This window comes from Shewanella nanhaiensis (assembly GCF_019457885.1).
Taxonomy (GTDB): domain Bacteria; phylum Pseudomonadota; class Gammaproteobacteria; order Enterobacterales; family Shewanellaceae; genus Shewanella; species Shewanella nanhaiensis.
This window is the reverse complement of sequence record NZ_JAHZST010000007.1, coordinates 206,250-220,856: the sequence shown is the minus strand read 5'-3', so window position 1 is coordinate 220,856 and position 14,607 is coordinate 206,250. Positions and strand designations below refer to the sequence as shown.

16 protein-coding genes and 1 tRNA gene are annotated in these 14,607 nt (G+C 42.4%); 7 read left to right on the top strand and 10 right to left on the bottom strand.

Translation table 11 applies throughout. The features are described 5' to 3' along the window. Positions 1–75: 75 nt before the first annotated feature. A tRNA-Phe gene (locus K0625_RS12125) sits at positions 76–151 on the bottom strand. A gap of 360 nt (positions 152–511) precedes the next feature. On the opposite strand from K0625_RS12125, the gene K0625_RS12120 reads away from it, so the two are divergent. Continuing rightward, a complete protein-coding gene (locus tag K0625_RS12120) occupies positions 512–1,063 on the top strand; it encodes a cytochrome b (RefSeq protein WP_220109933.1) in 552 nt (183 codons plus the stop codon). A 69-nt stretch (positions 1,064–1,132) separates the two neighbouring features. Continuing rightward, positions 1,133–1,708, top strand: a complete 576-nt coding sequence (locus K0625_RS12115; RefSeq protein WP_220109932.1) for a YceI family protein — start codon at positions 1,133–1,135, stop codon at positions 1,706–1,708. 69 nt (positions 1,709–1,777) lie between these two features. Here the strand turns inward: K0625_RS12115 and K0625_RS12110 are convergent, their stop codons facing one another. After that, positions 1,778–2,056 (bottom strand): oxidative damage protection protein, encoded by a 279-nt coding sequence (locus K0625_RS12110; protein WP_220109931.1) that lies wholly within the window; start codon positions 2,054–2,056, stop codon positions 1,778–1,780. 2 nt (positions 2,057–2,058) lie between these two features. Next, positions 2,059–3,144, bottom strand: a complete 1,086-nt coding sequence (mutY, locus tag K0625_RS12105) for an A/G-specific adenine glycosylase (protein ID WP_232847063.1) — start codon at positions 3,142–3,144, stop codon at positions 2,059–2,061. Between the two features lie 233 nt (positions 3,145–3,377). On the opposite strand from mutY, the gene trmB reads away from it, so the two are divergent. The 5 genes from trmB (at position 3,378) to K0625_RS12080 (ending at position 7,724) form a co-directional block, all read left to right on the top strand. Beyond that, complete coding sequence (gene trmB / locus K0625_RS12100) at positions 3,378–4,094, top strand: tRNA (guanosine(46)-N7)-methyltransferase TrmB (protein ID WP_012323958.1); 717 nt, start codon at positions 3,378–3,380, stop codon at positions 4,092–4,094. A gap of 53 nt (positions 4,095–4,147) precedes the next feature. After that, entirely contained in the window at positions 4,148–4,471 is a 324-nt protein-coding gene (locus K0625_RS12095; RefSeq protein WP_220109930.1) for a YggL family protein, read from the top strand. Beyond that, positions 4,471–5,385, top strand: coding sequence for a glutaminase B (gene glsB / locus K0625_RS12090; RefSeq protein ID WP_220109929.1), 915 nt, complete (start codon positions 4,471–4,473; stop codon positions 5,383–5,385). Before K0625_RS12095 ends, glsB begins: the two co-directional genes overlap by 1 nt. A gap of 228 nt (positions 5,386–5,613) precedes the next feature. Further along, a complete protein-coding gene (locus tag K0625_RS12085; RefSeq protein ID WP_220109928.1) occupies positions 5,614–6,444 on the top strand; it encodes a YggN family protein in 831 nt (276 codons plus the stop codon). Between the two features lie 338 nt (positions 6,445–6,782). After that, complete coding sequence (locus K0625_RS12080; protein ID WP_012323962.1) at positions 6,783–7,724, top strand: LysR family transcriptional regulator; 942 nt, start codon at positions 6,783–6,785, stop codon at positions 7,722–7,724. A gap of 659 nt (positions 7,725–8,383) precedes the next feature. Here the strand turns inward: K0625_RS12080 and K0625_RS12075 are convergent. The 7 genes from K0625_RS12075 to proC form a co-directional block, all read right to left on the bottom strand. Continuing rightward, positions 8,384–10,228, bottom strand: a complete 1,845-nt coding sequence (locus tag K0625_RS12075) for a DUF885 domain-containing protein (RefSeq protein ID WP_220109927.1) — start codon at positions 10,226–10,228, stop codon at positions 8,384–8,386. A gap of 161 nt (positions 10,229–10,389) precedes the next feature. Next, a complete protein-coding gene (gene hemW / locus K0625_RS12070) occupies positions 10,390–11,526 on the bottom strand; it encodes a radical SAM family heme chaperone HemW (protein WP_220109926.1) in 1,137 nt (378 codons plus the stop codon). An 88-nt stretch (positions 11,527–11,614) separates the two neighbouring features. Beyond that, positions 11,615–12,217: an RdgB/HAM1 family non-canonical purine NTP pyrophosphatase gene (gene rdgB, locus K0625_RS12065; protein WP_220109925.1), complete on the bottom strand. Its 603-nt coding sequence runs from the start codon at positions 12,215–12,217 to the stop codon at positions 11,615–11,617. A 128-nt stretch (positions 12,218–12,345) separates the two neighbouring features. Then, on the bottom strand, positions 12,346–12,780 hold the full coding sequence (locus K0625_RS12060; protein WP_220109924.1) for a DUF4426 domain-containing protein: 435 nt from the start codon (positions 12,778–12,780) through the stop codon (positions 12,346–12,348). Positions 12,781–12,862: 82 nt separating this feature from the next. Then, positions 12,863–13,150 carry a DUF167 family protein YggU gene (gene yggU / locus K0625_RS12055; RefSeq protein WP_220109923.1) on the bottom strand — a complete coding sequence of 96 codons (288 nt, stop codon included), beginning with the start codon at positions 13,148–13,150 and terminating at the stop codon, positions 12,863–12,865. After that, complete coding sequence (locus K0625_RS12050; RefSeq protein WP_012323968.1) at positions 13,150–13,698, bottom strand: YggT family protein; 549 nt, start codon at positions 13,696–13,698, stop codon at positions 13,150–13,152. The genes yggU and K0625_RS12050 overlap by 1 nt, the downstream gene beginning before the upstream one ends. Before the next feature lie 57 nt (positions 13,699–13,755). Continuing rightward, complete coding sequence (proC, locus tag K0625_RS12045) at positions 13,756–14,574, bottom strand: pyrroline-5-carboxylate reductase (RefSeq protein WP_220109922.1); 819 nt, start codon at positions 14,572–14,574, stop codon at positions 13,756–13,758. Between the last annotated feature and the right edge of the window lie 33 nt (positions 14,575–14,607).

Below are 14,607 nucleotides of genomic sequence, written 5' to 3'. Positions count from 1 at the left end.
CAAATGGAGAACTCGGTAGCAATCTATTTGATTGCCAGTCACAACTCAAACAAGTGAGCTATGCCAGCTAAATATTGGTGCCCGAACCCGGAATCGAACCAGGGACACGAGGATTTTCAATCCTCTGCTCTACCGACTGAGCTATTCGGGCAACTAAACTAAGTATTAGTCATCTACTCTAAACCAGGTATTAACCTAGCCGTTAATGGCCTGTGCCGTTTGGAGTGCGCGTATAATATAGCGATGTTATTTCTCCTGCAACTGCTTTTTTGTAATTCAACTACTGTTCGGTTAGTTAGTGTTCAAGCTGGTTGAAAAGTCATACTTCTGCTTAAAACTTCTGCTTCTTTTGGCGTTTTTACTGCTCTTTTTTCGTTATTTTGCATTACCTTTCTAAAAAATAGGTATTAAAGGTCAATTTTTCGAGGTTTTAGTTTTAAAAATAGAACGTATTATAGGCATAAAGTAAATTCACTCTTAGCATCATGCTCTCTGTGTCAGGATATTCGTTATGTTTCGTAATACTGAAGCCTCCTACGGGCTAGCTTCTATTCTATTTCATTGGGTTTCAGCCCTCGCTGTTATCTCACTATTTGTTTTAGGTTATTGGATGGTCGATCTGACCTATTACAGCACCTGGTATAAAACAGCTCCCCATTTACATAAGAGTTTTGGACTCCTGTTGCTGCTTTTAACCTTAGTGAGGCTGGCTTGGAAAGTAGTTAACCCCAAACCTAAAGCCGATCCTAATCATAAAAAGTGGGAGCAAAAAGCTGGTCATATAGCCCATCTAGCAATCTATCTTTTGCTTATGGTTATTATGCTTAGTGGTTATTTAATATCGACAGCGGATGCACGTGGGATCTGGGTGTTTGATTGGTTTGAGGTTCCTGGCTTTGGCTCATTTATTGATGAGCAAGCAGATGTTGCAGGTCTAATTCATCAGTATGCGGCTTATAGTTTGATGGGGTTAACATTAATACACGCTTTGGGAGCTATAAAGCACCATGTGATAGATAAAGATTCAACCTTACTGCGAATGATTAAGGTGATAAAGAGTTAACAAGAGCAAGATTAATGTCTGCATTTTTATTAATAATTTGAAATTTTACTTACTTGAAGGATAGATACAATGAAAAAAAGTTTACTGGTGACGGCATTAACGGCTTCCCTGTTTCTTGGTAATGCTGCTCAAGCTGCAGATTATATTGTTGATACAGATGGCGCCCATGCATCGATACAATTTAGAGTTAGCCACCTAGGGTATAGCTATGTTGCAGGTCGATTTAATGACTTTAAAGGGGATTTTAGTTTTGATGCTAATAAAGTGGCCGATGCTAAAGTTAATATGGTGATTAATACTACGAGTATCGACTCTAACCATGCAGAGCGTGATAAGCATCTTCGCAGCCCTGACTTTTTAAATACGGCAAAATTTCCACAAGCGACATTCATCTCTACTTCAGTTGAAGATAAAGGTAATGGAGATTTTATTCTAAACGGTAATTTTACGTTAAATGGGGTCACTAAACCGCTTGCTATTTCAGCCACTACGGTTGGAGAGGGGCAAGATCCATGGGGCGGTTATCGTGTTGGTTTTACTGGGACTACTGAGTTTGCCCTCAAAGATTACGATATAAAGATGGACCTTGGTCCTGCATCGTCCCATGTAAAGCTAGATCTTGTTGTTGAAGGGATTAAGCAGTAGCAACATATATGAACCTCTATAAAGTCAAAAAGCGCCTATTAAGGCGCTTTTTGACTGAGAAGGTGTAGATTAATCATCATCCTTTTGAGGTACGTAACCCTCAATTTCAACGTCTTTACCTTCAAATAGAAAGTTCACCATTTGAGTCTCTAAAAAGCTTCTATCTTCAACATTCATCATGTTGAGTTTTTTTTCATTAATAAGCATGGTTTGCTTAGCTTGCCATAGGCCCCAAGCCTCTTTGCTGACGTTATCAAATATACGCTTACCAAGTGGGCCAGGATAGAGCTGGAAACCTAAACCTTCAGCCTCTTTTTTCAGATAGACGCAATTTACAGTGCGAGCCATGATTACTCCTTATTTAATACTGAACCTAAACCTGCCAAGATGCGCTCTGTTGCGGCAGCCAGACCAACTTTAGGTGGATTGAGTAAGTTATACCAGACTGATGGCTTATCTTCCATGATCTGGTTATCGATCTGGCTATCAAGATTGACAACTACAGGCGTAATATCCAAATGAAAATGGCTGAATGTATGCCTAAATCCTGGTAATAACTCCTCTTGTGAAACTTTAATACCTTTTATCTGTATGTATTCATCAAGCTCTTCACGGCTTGAGAATTGAGGGAAGCACCATAAGCCTCCCCAAATACCCGCAGGTGGGCGTTTTTCGAGTATTACCTCTTCTCCTTTAGCTATGACTAGCATCCATGCACTTTTTTCTGGGGTGACTTTTTTAGGTTTCTTGCCAGGAAACTCGGTTTGGCGACCTATCAGTTGAGCTTCACAGTCGATGGCTACAGGACACTTATCGCAGCTAGGTCTTGAGCGAGTACAGATAGTTGCTCCCATATCCATCATGGCTTGATTGTATTTCTGTACATCTTGTTTGGGAGTTAAACTGTCTGTTAACGCCCATAGCTGATTTTCAACGGCTTTTTGCCCTGGCCAACCTTGAATGGCATCATGACGGGCGAGTACGCGCTTTACATTACCGTCGAGTATTGCATGATGTTGACCTAAAGAGAGTGACAGTACTGCTCCGGCAGTTGAGCGGCCTATACCAGGAAGGGCGAGTACATTATCAAAATTGGCTGGAAACTCCCCTTGGAACTCATCTCTTATAAGCTGAGCCGACTTATGTAGGTTTCTGGCGCGAGCGTAATAACCTAGACCAGTCCAGTAGTGTAAGACCTCATCTTGAGGCGCATCTGCAAGTTCGGCAATACTTGGAAACCTCTCCATAAACTTTAGGTAGTAGGGGATAACAGTACTTACCTGAGTCTGCTGCAGCATGATCTCGGAAACCCAGACTTTATAAGGTGTCTTCTCTAATTGCCAAGGAAGGTGCTTTCTACCGAATTTGTCATACCAAGCGATGATCCGTGATGAGAAAGTGTCAGGGCTTGCTTTGAGCGGTTCAGTCACTGGCATATTAAGGGGCATATATATTAGAGGAGTTTTTTGTAAGCGCAGTCTATCTATCCTAGTCTCTAGAGACAAGTGATGTTTGCTCTTCAAAAGCAGGAGATTCGCACTGCTGGAGAAAATTGGTATACTTCATCGACTAATTCCCAAGGTATTTGGGGGATAGGGCTTGCACTGTTTGTTGAACTTTGGATAATGCCCTACTTTTCTATTTTATCATGCCAAGATCGAGGGCAACAATGAGCGATGTAACAACGGCCGAGTTTAATGAAGAAGGTAAGTATCTTCGCAAAGTGAGAAGCTTTGTATTAAGAGAGGGTCGCTTAACTAAAGGCCAAGCTACAGCGATGGAGGAGCAATGGCCGTTAATGGGTCTTGATTACTCCCCTGAGCCACTGGATCTGGCAGAAATTTTTGGTCGCGAAGCCGACACTGTATTAGAGATAGGTTTTGGCATGGGCGCATCGCTTGTTGAGATGGCTAAAGCATCACCAGAGCTTAACTTTATCGGCATAGAAGTGCATAAACCAGGTGTTGGAGCTTGTTTAAGCGTCGCAGCTGAAGCTGGTGTGACTAATTTGCGTGTATTTCACCACGATGCCATCGAAGTGTTAGAGAACAGTATTGTTCCTAGTTCACTTGCTCGCGTACAGCTGTTCTTCCCTGACCCTTGGCACAAGAAGCGTCATCATAAGCGCCGTATTGTTCAGCCTGAGTTTGCCCAGACTATACGTAACTCTTTAAAGCTTGGTGGTGTGTTCCATCTGGCAACCGATTGGGAAAATTATAGCGAGCATATGTTGGAAGTGATGAATGCAGCTCCCGGTTATAAAAATCAATCGACAACCGGTGATGTTGTTGAGAGACCCGATCACCGTCCACTAACTAAATTTGAGGCCCGCGGTCACAGATTAGGTCATGGTGTGTGGGATATTATGTTTGAGCGTATAGATTAAATCACTCTGATTTTTCTTAGTAAAAAGTATTTTAATTTAAGGTGGGAATGACCATGGCAACACGTAGCCGTCGTTTACGTAAGAAATTACGCGTTGATGAATTTCAAGAGTTTGGTTTCGATATCAACTGGACCTTTAATGATTCAGTCTCTGAAGAGCAGATTGATAATTTAGTTGATCAATTTATTGATGAGGTTATCGAACCACGCAAATTAGGTTTCCATGGCGGTGGCCATAAAGAGTGGGAAGGTATTATTGCGACTCAAGAGCTCGGTAAGTGCACAGAGGAAGATCGCGCAGCGGTTAGCGACTTCTGGAAAGGCAAAGAGGTGTCTGATCTTGTTGTCAGTGAGCTATACGATATCTGGTGGGGTTAATGCCTGAGCAGGCATTACTGGAACAGGTGGTCGATAAAGTTCGGCCACTTTTAGGTCAGGGGAAGGTTGCAGATTACATCCCAGCACTGGCAAATGTTAATCCTAAAAAGCTCGGGATCGCTGTCACTACAATAGATGGCACAACTATAGGGGCGGGGGATTACCTTGAACCTTTCTCGATTCAGAGTATCTCAAAAGTATTTAGCCTTACCTTAGCTCTCACTCTTTATGAGGAGCATGAGATCTGGTCAAGGGTTGGGAAAGAACCCTCTGGTCAGTCATTTAACTCGTTAGTCCAGGTAGAGTTAGAGAGGGGAGTTCCAAGAAATCCCTTTATCAATGCCGGTGCATTAATCATCGCGGATCTTATTCAGTCAAGGCTAGGTGCTCCTAAGCATAGAATGCTTGAAATTGTGCGGGAGTTAAGTGGTAACCCCAGCATTCTCTATGACAAAGTTGTTGCGGCTTCTGAGTATGAGCACAGTGCTCGAAATGCAGCCATCGCTTATCTGATGAAATCATTTGGTAACTTCAACAACGATGTGGATACCGTTCTTCATAGTTACTTTCACTATTGCGCAATGCGAATGAACTGTGCGGATCTTTCAAAAGCCATGCTGTACCTCGCTAATAGAGGTAAGAGTTTGAGTGGTCGGCAACTGATCTCACCTGTGCAGACTCGGCAGATGAATGCGCTATTGGCAACCTCCGGTCTTTATGATGGGGCTGGTGAGTTTGCTTACCGTGTAGGTATGCCAGGCAAGAGTGGTGTTGGCGGTGGCATTATTGCTGTGATCCCCGGTGATATGTCTGTGTGTGTTTGGTCACCTGAGCTTGATCTTAATGGTAACTCATTGGCGGGAACCGCTGCATTGGAAGAGTTTTGTCAACGATTAGGACGTTCAATTTTCTAACGTTTACCTACTTGCATAAGAAGTTAGTGAATTTGCCAACTACTGGTCTTATTCACTAATTTGTTCTCTTAAATTACTCCAGAAATATAATAAGTCGTTGTTTATATATCGTTTTTATTATTGGCACGGCTTGTGCTTTATATCTCTTATACAAGATTTTATGAGATCTGCTTTTAAACAAAAAGCGTATCAAGAGAATAAATAACAGATAATTTAAGGATAAATTCAATGAGAAAACTTGCAACTTCACTAGGGATCACCGCAGCTATATTTGCGACTACCATGACCTCAGTTCAGGCCCACGAAGATCATAAGTCTAACTCCTATTCAGATCATAACAGTGAGTGTGAAGTGACACTTAACTATGATGTTGCCGTTGAACCTAAAAAGCTGACTGTGACAGAGGGATCGGCTGAAGTCTATCGAATAGAGATGGATCAACTGTTTGTTGAAGGTAAGCCTGTATCACTTAATCGCTCGCAGAAAAAACTGCTGACTCAATACTCTGATGAAGTCTCCACTCAAGTGCCTGAGGTGATTACTTTAGTTCATGATGCTGTGGGTATTGCCTCTTCAGCTGCGAGTATGGCATTAACGCCGTTACTGGGCGATGCTGCTGGCGCTAAGCTTGATGAGATGATGGATGGACTCGAGGAGAGGATTGAGAAAGTGGCTTATCAAAATGGAGATAAGTTCTATCTTGGTGCGACTCATTCATCATTGGAAGATACCTTTGGTGAAGAGTTTGAACAAGAGCTAGAGCAGCTGGTTAAAAATTCTATCGGCTCTATGATGGTAAACTTAGGCAGTCAGATGCTTGCTGGTGATGGTGAATCATTTGAACAGAGTATGGAAGCGTTCGCAGCAAAAATGGAAAATGTTGGTCAAGATATCGAGCTGCAAATGGAATCTCAAGCTCAAAGCTTAGAGGATAGAGCAGATAAAATGTGTGAACGTTTTCAATACTTAGTTGAGTTGGAGCAGAAGTTAAGAGCCGAAGTTCCAGAACTTGCTAACTATCCTTTAATTGACGCGCCACAAAAAGAGCTACTTGAGTAACTCATAAAGGCACAACTTTACTACTTGGACTCCCTGTTGCCCCCAATTTGCAACCACCCCGTATTTATATGAATACGGGGTTTTTTCGTTTGGGTATATGTCAGATTAAACGGGCTGAATAAAATAGCGATTAGAAAGCGCAAATCTTTGGTATACTGATGAAAATAATAAGAAGACTGACTAGGTCAACAGGACTATGTCATGTGTCTGACTCTACTTCAGTGTGCTTCAGTAATTTGAAATTTAGTTTTAAGTTAATTGATTTAATTAACCTTTTTCTATTTTTAAACCTTGTTGAAAGCATTAAATAGTGTCGTAAACACCTTAAGGCGATTTACATGTTAGAACTATTGGAACCAATCGCAATTTTCACTCATGTTGCTCGTGCTGGCAGTTTTAGTGCCGCAGCAAGAAAATTGGGGATCTCTAAATCTAAAGTGAGTACTCAAGTTGCAGATCTGGAACATAAGTTGGGTGTTCAGCTTATTCAACGAACAACTCGCAGTTTAAGTTTGACCGAAGCTGGTCAGTTACTCTATACCCAAGGTGAAGAGTTACTTAGGGATGCCGATCAAGCTGTTGCCAGCGTTCATAATCTAAACGACGCGACTCGTGGAGTGTTGAAAGTTGGGATCTCCCAGTCATTTGGCACTATGCATATTATCCCCGCTTTACCAGAGTTTATGACAACTCACCCAGAGCTTGAACTACAAGTTAGCTTATTAGATCATAAAGTTGATGTTGTCAGTGAAGGTTTAGATCTACTACTGACTATGTCTGAGCAGCTACCTTTAGGTATGGTTGCCCGTCCTTTGATGAAATGTCAGTTCCTGTTAGTTGCCTCTCCTGATTATATAGAGAAACATGGTCAACCGGATCGCCCAGAACAGTTAGTGGATCATAACTGTTTGGTATATCAAGGCGAGTGGCATGAACATAGTGTATGGCAATTTAAGCAAGGTGATGATTACTGTGAGATAGGTGTCTCAGGTAACTTTAGAGTCGATAATGCTCCTGCGTTAAAGTCAGCGGCTGTGAGTGGCTTGGGAGTTGTTTATCTGGCAAGTTATCTGCTTGAGGATGAGATTGCTAAAGGGACCTTAGTTCCTCTTCTTGAAGATTGGCAATTAACACATCATCTTCCTCTGCAGGCTGTCTACCCTAGAAGAAAGCACTTAGCACCTAAAGTGAGTGCATTTATCGACTTTATTAAAGGTCACATAGGTTCGCCTCCATACTGGGATGCGCCATGTGCAGAGCTTTACGCTAAGCGAAAGTAAACTAGCACTGTAAAACTTCAAAAGTAACGCCTTTAGGATAGCTCCTGAAGGCGTTTTTTATTGTCCAAAGAGCCTAGTGATAAGTTTTAGCTTTCTGTGGCTTAAACTTACAGAATACGGATATAAGTTATTCTGAAAATAGATATGCTTAGTGGTTAAAATGGAAACATTGTTCTAGATGGTGAACAGTTAAAGTAGTCTAGGCTCTAAATGTTATTAATTTGTTTTAATACAGAGTGTTGAGTTTATCTTTTCTACTTGATGAACTGCCACTTATTAAGGGGTTACTAATGTGATGATTTTTTTATCTTGTACTTTGTTCTTAATTCAATACAATTGGCTTTATCGGTTCAGGATGATTTGACCCCTATATATTAACTAAGAATGACCCCTCTTATTTAATATATACAGATCCGCTTAATAGCAGTCCTGAATTGATGCTGACTGAGTTTGTAGAACTAAAACAATTGTCAGCCTTAAAACCATCATCCTAGTTTTGGTTTACCCCAGTTTATACTGGGGTATTTTTCTTCAAGGATCCTGTTTCTCTGTGCCCTGCAATCTCACTATTCACTAGCATAAGTGAAAGTTTGACCCTAACAGTAGAGACAAAAAAGCCACATTAATTGTGGCTTTTTTTATTTAGAGGATTGTATTGTCTAAACCTTCTTTTTCTCACTAACCCAGAGATTAACTTGATCTTCGAGAACATCTAAAGGAAGTGGGCCGTTTTTCAAGACTAAGGTATGAAACTCGCGGATATCGAACTTCTTCCCCAGTGATTGTTTAGCTTTTGCTCTTAGGTCGAGTATTTTCAACATTCCCACTTTATAGGCTGTGGCTTGTGAAGGCATGACAACATGACGCTCTACCATCTTCACCGCATCTGATTTCGCATTAGGGGTATTATTGACGTAGTAGTTAATGGACTCCTCACGGGTCCACTTTTTAGCATGTATGCCGGTATCTACCACTAAACGACATGAGCGCCAAAGCTCCATCGCAAGACGACCAAAATCTGAGTAGGGATCTGAGTAAAGTCCCATCTCTTTAGGGAAGAATTCACTGTAGAGTCCCCAGCCCTCAATATAGGCTGTATAACCACCAAATTTACGGAACTTAGGTATCCCTTCAAGCTCTTGTGCTATGGCTATCTGCATATGATGCCCTGGGGTTCCTTCATGGTAGGCTAGTGCTTCCATCTGGTATTTTGGCATAGCATCCATATCATATAGGTTAGCGTAGTATGTACCAGGACGGCTGCCATCGGGCGATGGTTGGTTATAGAAGGCTTTTCCTGCTGACTTCTCTCTAAAGGCTTCAACTCGCTTAACAATCATGGGAGCTTTAGGTTTAACATTAAATACTTCATCAAGTCTCGATGATATGTTGTCGATAAGTGCCGTGGCATCTTTCAGGTAAGCATCACGCCCCTCATCGGTTGCGGGGTAGTAAAACTGCTTATCTTCACGCATAAACTTAAAGAAAGCTTGTAGATCGCCTTTAAAGCCAACTTTTTTCATGATCCCACGCATCTCATTATGGATACGAGCGACTTCATCAAGACCCAGCTGATGGATCTGGTCTGCGGTTAAATCAGTGGTAGTCGTTCGAGCAAGTGCATTGTTGTAGAACTCTTCACCTTGAGGGAACTTCCAGACTCCATCACGGGTATCTGCCTGTGTCTCAAGTTGAGTAAGATAAGTGACAAGTTTCTTATATGCAGGTTGTACTTGGGTGACTAAAGCTTTCTTAGCTTCTCTTAGTAGCGCATTTTTTTTGCTGCTCTCAATCTCTAATCCATCGACTTTACGTTTTATATCTGCCCAGAGAGCGCTGTCTTTACCTGAATCGAAAGGTGCACCTGTGATGATATTTTTGCTGTCTGAGAGTACATGTGGAAACACAAACTTAGGTGCAATAATTCCGTGCTGCGCACGAATCTCTAAGGAGTCTTCAAGTTGCTGCAAGTATTTAGGAATGCCGTTTAGACGGCTGATATAGGCGTTAGCGTCTTCTACACTGCCTACTTGATGTTGGTTAATTAAAAATGAGGGCAGCATTGAGTGGCCACCATACATCTGATTGACTGGGTAGCTGTAATAGCGCCATTTATTATTAGCTATCTCGTTTTCCAGTCTCTGCTTTAGCAGATCATAGCTTAGACTGGTTTGGTCATCGAGCTTACTTACATCTATCAGCTTAAGTTGTTTGAGATGTGCCTGAGTGCGGGCTAGCTCTTTAGCATCCGCGACTTCCCCTCTCTCATCCCATTTTCCATAGTCTTTCTTTATACCCAGCTGAGTTTGAGAGATAGGGCTTGCCATCACATTGTCCATAAATATGGTTTCAAATAGCGCGTTGGCTTTTTCTGACTCACTGCTTACTACTTGTACACTTTCAGCTAGTTGAGGCTCAGATGAGGGAGTCGAAGAGGTGGTGCAGCCTCCGATAAATGTTGTTAATGCTAAGGCTACTAAGCTTATTTTTGTTTTTATTGGCATAATGATTGAGTCTTATTTATTAGAATTAATGAAAATCAACTGCTAATCCTAAAGAAGCTAATCGTTAATGTTTTGATCTTAGTGTTAGAAAATGTTTCAAGGGGCTAATTTTAGTGGTTTTAGCCCCTTGAATAGGAGGTGAGTAAGCGAAAGCTTGTGAATTAACAGAACTGAGAAAGTAGCTCGTTTACAAATAGCTTTCCTCTGCTGGTCAGTTCCCAATATTCATCACTTTCAGTAAGAAGTTGCTTCTCTTTTGCGCTTTGAATACCAGAGGTTAATACCTCTCTTGATAAGCCTGTTCTCTGTTCAAATTCAGTCTTAGGGATGGGGGACATAAGTCTGAAACGATTCATTAAATACTCAAGAGCGCGATCTTCCTTCGCGACCTCAGTGGTCTCGAAATTATAACTCTTGGTAGCAAGATAACCTTTGGGATGTTTAATCTTCACAGTTCGGACTATCTTGTCTTCATTGAGTATGGTTATTTTTCCGTGGGCTCCACAACCTATGCCTAAGTAATCACCGAACTGCCAGTAGTTAATATTATGACGGCATTGAAAACCAGGTTTTGCATAGGCGGATATCTCATATTGTTCATAGCCAAGCGCTGCAAGCTTTTTTTGCCCCTGTTCATATATCTCCCATAACGCCTCATCATCGGGTAGTTGAGGAGGCCTTGAATGGAATAGGGTGCTCTGCTCTATGGTTAACTGATACCAAGAGAGATGTGGGGGGGAGAGTGCTGCTGCAGTATCTATATCCGCCATCGCTTCAGCAAAGCTTTGATTGGGTAACCCATGCATCAGATCCAGATTAAAACTTTTGTAACCAACGCTTAGGGCTTTTTGAGCTGCGACTTTCGCTTCATCTTCATCATGGATCCTACCTAGTAGATTAAGCTTGTCACTGGAGAAGCTTTGAACACCGATAGAGAGACGTGTAACACCTGCTCGGTAGTAAGCTTCAAAGTCATCATGCTCTAAAGTACCAGGATTGGCCTCCATAGTGATCTCAATATCATCTTTAAATGGGATAACTTGAGATACATGGGTTAGCAACCTCTCTATTTGGGAAGCATGAAACAGCGAGGGCGTACCGCCTCCGATAAAGATCGAGTGTAGCTTTCGGCCCTGAACATATTGTAAATCATGGGCTAGATCACTGATGAGCGCGTCAACATACTCCTGCTGAGGGAGCTCACCATTTTGACCATGGGAGTTAAAGTCACAGTAGGGACATTTCTGCACACACCAAGGTATATGAATGTACAAGCTTAATGGAGGGAGGGTAAGCATTAGCGAACACCTCCAACACATAGGGTACTTTTGACTATACAAAGCCGAGGTATATGGATGTACAAGCTTAATGGAGGAAGGGTAAGCATTAAGCGAGTAGCCCTTGTCTCTGCATCGCGTCGATTAAAAGTGTCATCGCTTTGCCTCTATGGCTTAAACGGTTCTTCTCTTCACTGCTAAGCTCGGCTGCACTGCAGCTATGCTCATTTGGAATAAAGATGGGATCATACCCATGGCCGTTACTCCCTTTAGCTTCGAAACCAATTTTTCCCTCCCAAGCTGCCTGGCAGATAATTGGAGTTGGATCTTTAGCGTGGCGCATGTAGACCAAAATGCACTGAAATCGAGCTGTACGCCCTTGGGGCTTATCTTTAAGAGCATCGAGTAATTTGATGTAGTTGTCATTTTCACCGGCACCTTCGCCAGCATAGCGAGCTGAGTAGATACCCGGTGCTCCCTCTAACAGGTCGACTTCTAGTCCTGAGTCATCTGCAATTGCTGCCATGCCTGTCACTTGAGCTGCGTGACGGGCTTTAATGATGGCGTTCTCTACGAAGGTCGTGCCAGTTTCAGGAACTTCGACAACGTTAAACTGGCTCTGGGGAAATACTTCCACTCCATACTCAGAGAAGATCTCTGAAAACTCTTTTAATTTGCCTTTATTGCCACTGGCGAGTACGAACTTATCCATGGGTAACCTTGAACTGAAAGGGAGTTATTGGGCGCAATGATAACTAAGGAGGAGATGAAACGATAGTAGAGATTAGGGGGGAATTAAGGGCGCTGGGACTAAAGAGGGCCCAGCGCCTAATATCGATATTACTCTACATAGAACTTTTGTTTAAATTTCAGCTGAGTATTAAGCTTCTTAGCGTATTGTACGGCAATGTTGAAGTTGATCTCCTGATCATCACGATAGGGAACTTCAGCAATATAATAGATAGCCTCACCTTCACGGATCTCTCTGAACTTTAGGTCGATGCGTGCATCTAATAGGTTGTTAGCCACCCCTGAAATCTCGACAGGGACAGCAGGGTTACCCTCCTGGCTAGTGTCTAGAACTGAGACATTGATGATGCCGGTGTAACTACTGCGCTTAATTCCATAGGATTTAGCTATGCTAGGCGTTAGAAAAGTGCTGCTTAACGCGACATAGTGGATATCAAAATTGCCAACTTTCTGTTTTTGTTCTGCTGAAACATTGCCGACAAAAGCAAGGCTCAGGATTAGTGCGGATAATATGGCTTTTAACATGGCTGGACTCCTTTGATCATGTTATCAGTATATACCTAAACGACTCTAAAGTACGAAACTCACCTTATTGTATAACTGTTACCTAAAGTAATGACTCTACACTTTCAGGAATGATTTTGGGCGAGATAACCTTAACCTGTTTATGCCTTCCCTGTTCACCTTTAAGGATGATGATATCTCCTTTGGGAGCTTTAAATGCCTTTGAGAGGTATTTGATCAAGTGGGCATTCGCTTTGCCATCAACTGGCGGTGCAGTTATGGCTATCTTTAGCTCTTCACCGTGAACGCCGACTATCTGATCTCGGCTGGCTTTAGGCTGGATATATAGGTTAAGCAGCAGGTCATCCTGCTGCTTGATAACTGGTGCCATTAAACATTGGCCCAGAAGGGAACATATTGTGCCAGTAAGATGTTGATGAAGTTTAGTAAAATCATCATGATTAGTAGTGAGAGATCTAATCCACCCATGGGAGGAAGAATGCGGCGAATAGGTGAAAGTAGTGGCTCAGTGAGCTGACCCATCACCATCTCTATTGGATTGTGGCCTTGGCTTACCCAGCTTAGAATCGCTCTGATGATAAGCATCCAGAAAAGTAGTACACCCGCTTGCTTAAATACTGAAACCACTGCTATTAGCAAAATGGTTGGGATATTGATTGCCGCTCCAGCAATTAGGCTCAAGACGACAAATTTTGCCGTTACAACCAGCAGGGCTAAGACAACTGATGCGGTATCGAAGGCACCAATTGAGGGAAGTACTCTGCGCATAGGGGCAACTATTGGGTGAGTTGCCTTTACTATAAACTGGCTAAATGGGTTGTAGAAGTCGGCTTTGGCTAATTGAAGCCATATGCGTAAGATAACAACCATCAGGTAGAGGTCGAAAATGGTACTGACTAAAAAACTTAATGCATTCATCTGAATTCTCTATGTTGTAATTTCAATCTGTATTGTTCGGTATTTGATGGTGAAAGCTTAATACTGTTTGGCCATCTCTTGGGCGCGAGCGACACAGTCATCCATGGCTTGCTTAACGAGTCCTCTAATATTACCAGATTCAAAGGCATTTATGGCTTGAGCTGTTGTGCCTCCTTTAGAGGTGACATTTTCTCTTAATTGCGCGGTAGTCAGCTCAGGGTTTTGGATCACCATCTGCGCTGCGCCTAAAGCGGCTTGTTGAACCAGTAAGCGTGCTTTCGTTTCGTCTAAGCCTGAATCTTTAGCTGCTGCTAACATCGACTCCATAAAGAGGAAAAAATAGGCAGGAGAGCTGCCAGCCAGAGCGATAACCTGGTTGAGCTCCTCCTCCGTTTCTACCCAAAGTACTTCGCCGCCGCTCTTCATTAGCTGTTCACAGATACGTTTCTGCTCTTGGGAGATATCCCCATCTGCAAATAGGCCTGTCATCCCAACACCTATCTGAGTCGGTGTGTTAGGCATAGTGCGGATAAGTGTTATCTCTTGAGCAAAGTAATCTTTATACCTGTTAGCCGTGATCCCTGCTGCAATCGTGATGATAAGCTTTTGACTTAAATCGAGAACACTAAGCTGTTCACATACAGCCTGCATAAAGTGAGGTTTAACACTTAAAATAATTACATCGGCATCTTCGGCTGCAGCGAGATTATCGTGGGATACCTTAATATTAAGATCGCGTTGTAACGCATCGAGTTTCTCAATGCTGGGATTGGTTGCATGGATCAATGATGGTGTGTAGCCACTTTTAACTAAACCACTTGCAATGCTGCGTGTCATATTGCCTGCACCGATAAAGCACAACTTTTTCTCAAGCATATCTCTTCTCTTTTTCAGCTAAGGCTGACTAGT

Coding starts and splice junctions, on each gene's coding strand:
- K0625_RS12120 (WP_220109933.1), top strand. CDS start 512: ATGTTTCGTAATACTGAAGCCTCCTACGGGCTAGCTTCTATTCTATTT.
- K0625_RS12115 (WP_220109932.1), top strand. CDS start 1,133: ATGAAAAAAAGTTTACTGGTGACGGCATTAACGGCTTCCCTGTTTCTT.
- K0625_RS12110 (WP_220109931.1), bottom strand. CDS start 2,056: ATGGCTCGCACTGTAAATTGCGTCTATCTGAAAAAAGAGGCTGAAGGT.
- mutY (WP_232847063.1), bottom strand. CDS start 3,144: ATGCCAGTGACTGAACCGCTCAAAGCAAGCCCTGACACTTTCTCATCA.
- trmB (WP_012323958.1), top strand. CDS start 3,378: ATGAGCGATGTAACAACGGCCGAGTTTAATGAAGAAGGTAAGTATCTT.
- K0625_RS12095 (WP_220109930.1), top strand. CDS start 4,148: ATGGCAACACGTAGCCGTCGTTTACGTAAGAAATTACGCGTTGATGAA.
- glsB (WP_220109929.1), top strand. CDS start 4,471: ATGCCTGAGCAGGCATTACTGGAACAGGTGGTCGATAAAGTTCGGCCA.
- K0625_RS12085 (WP_220109928.1), top strand. CDS start 5,614: ATGAGAAAACTTGCAACTTCACTAGGGATCACCGCAGCTATATTTGCG.
- K0625_RS12080 (WP_012323962.1), top strand. CDS start 6,783: ATGTTAGAACTATTGGAACCAATCGCAATTTTCACTCATGTTGCTCGT.
- K0625_RS12075 (WP_220109927.1), bottom strand. CDS start 10,228: ATGCCAATAAAAACAAAAATAAGCTTAGTAGCCTTAGCATTAACAACA.
- hemW (WP_220109926.1), bottom strand. CDS start 11,526: ATGCTTACCCTCCCTCCATTAAGCTTGTACATTCATATACCTTGGTGT.
- rdgB (WP_220109925.1), bottom strand. CDS start 12,217: ATGGATAAGTTCGTACTCGCCAGTGGCAATAAAGGCAAATTAAAAGAG.
- K0625_RS12060 (WP_220109924.1), bottom strand. CDS start 12,780: ATGTTAAAAGCCATATTATCCGCACTAATCCTGAGCCTTGCTTTTGTC.
- yggU (WP_220109923.1), bottom strand. CDS start 13,150: ATGGCACCAGTTATCAAGCAGCAGGATGACCTGCTGCTTAACCTATAT.
- K0625_RS12050 (WP_012323968.1), bottom strand. CDS start 13,698: ATGAATGCATTAAGTTTTTTAGTCAGTACCATTTTCGACCTCTACCTG.
- proC (WP_220109922.1), bottom strand. CDS start 14,574: ATGCTTGAGAAAAAGTTGTGCTTTATCGGTGCAGGCAATATGACACGC.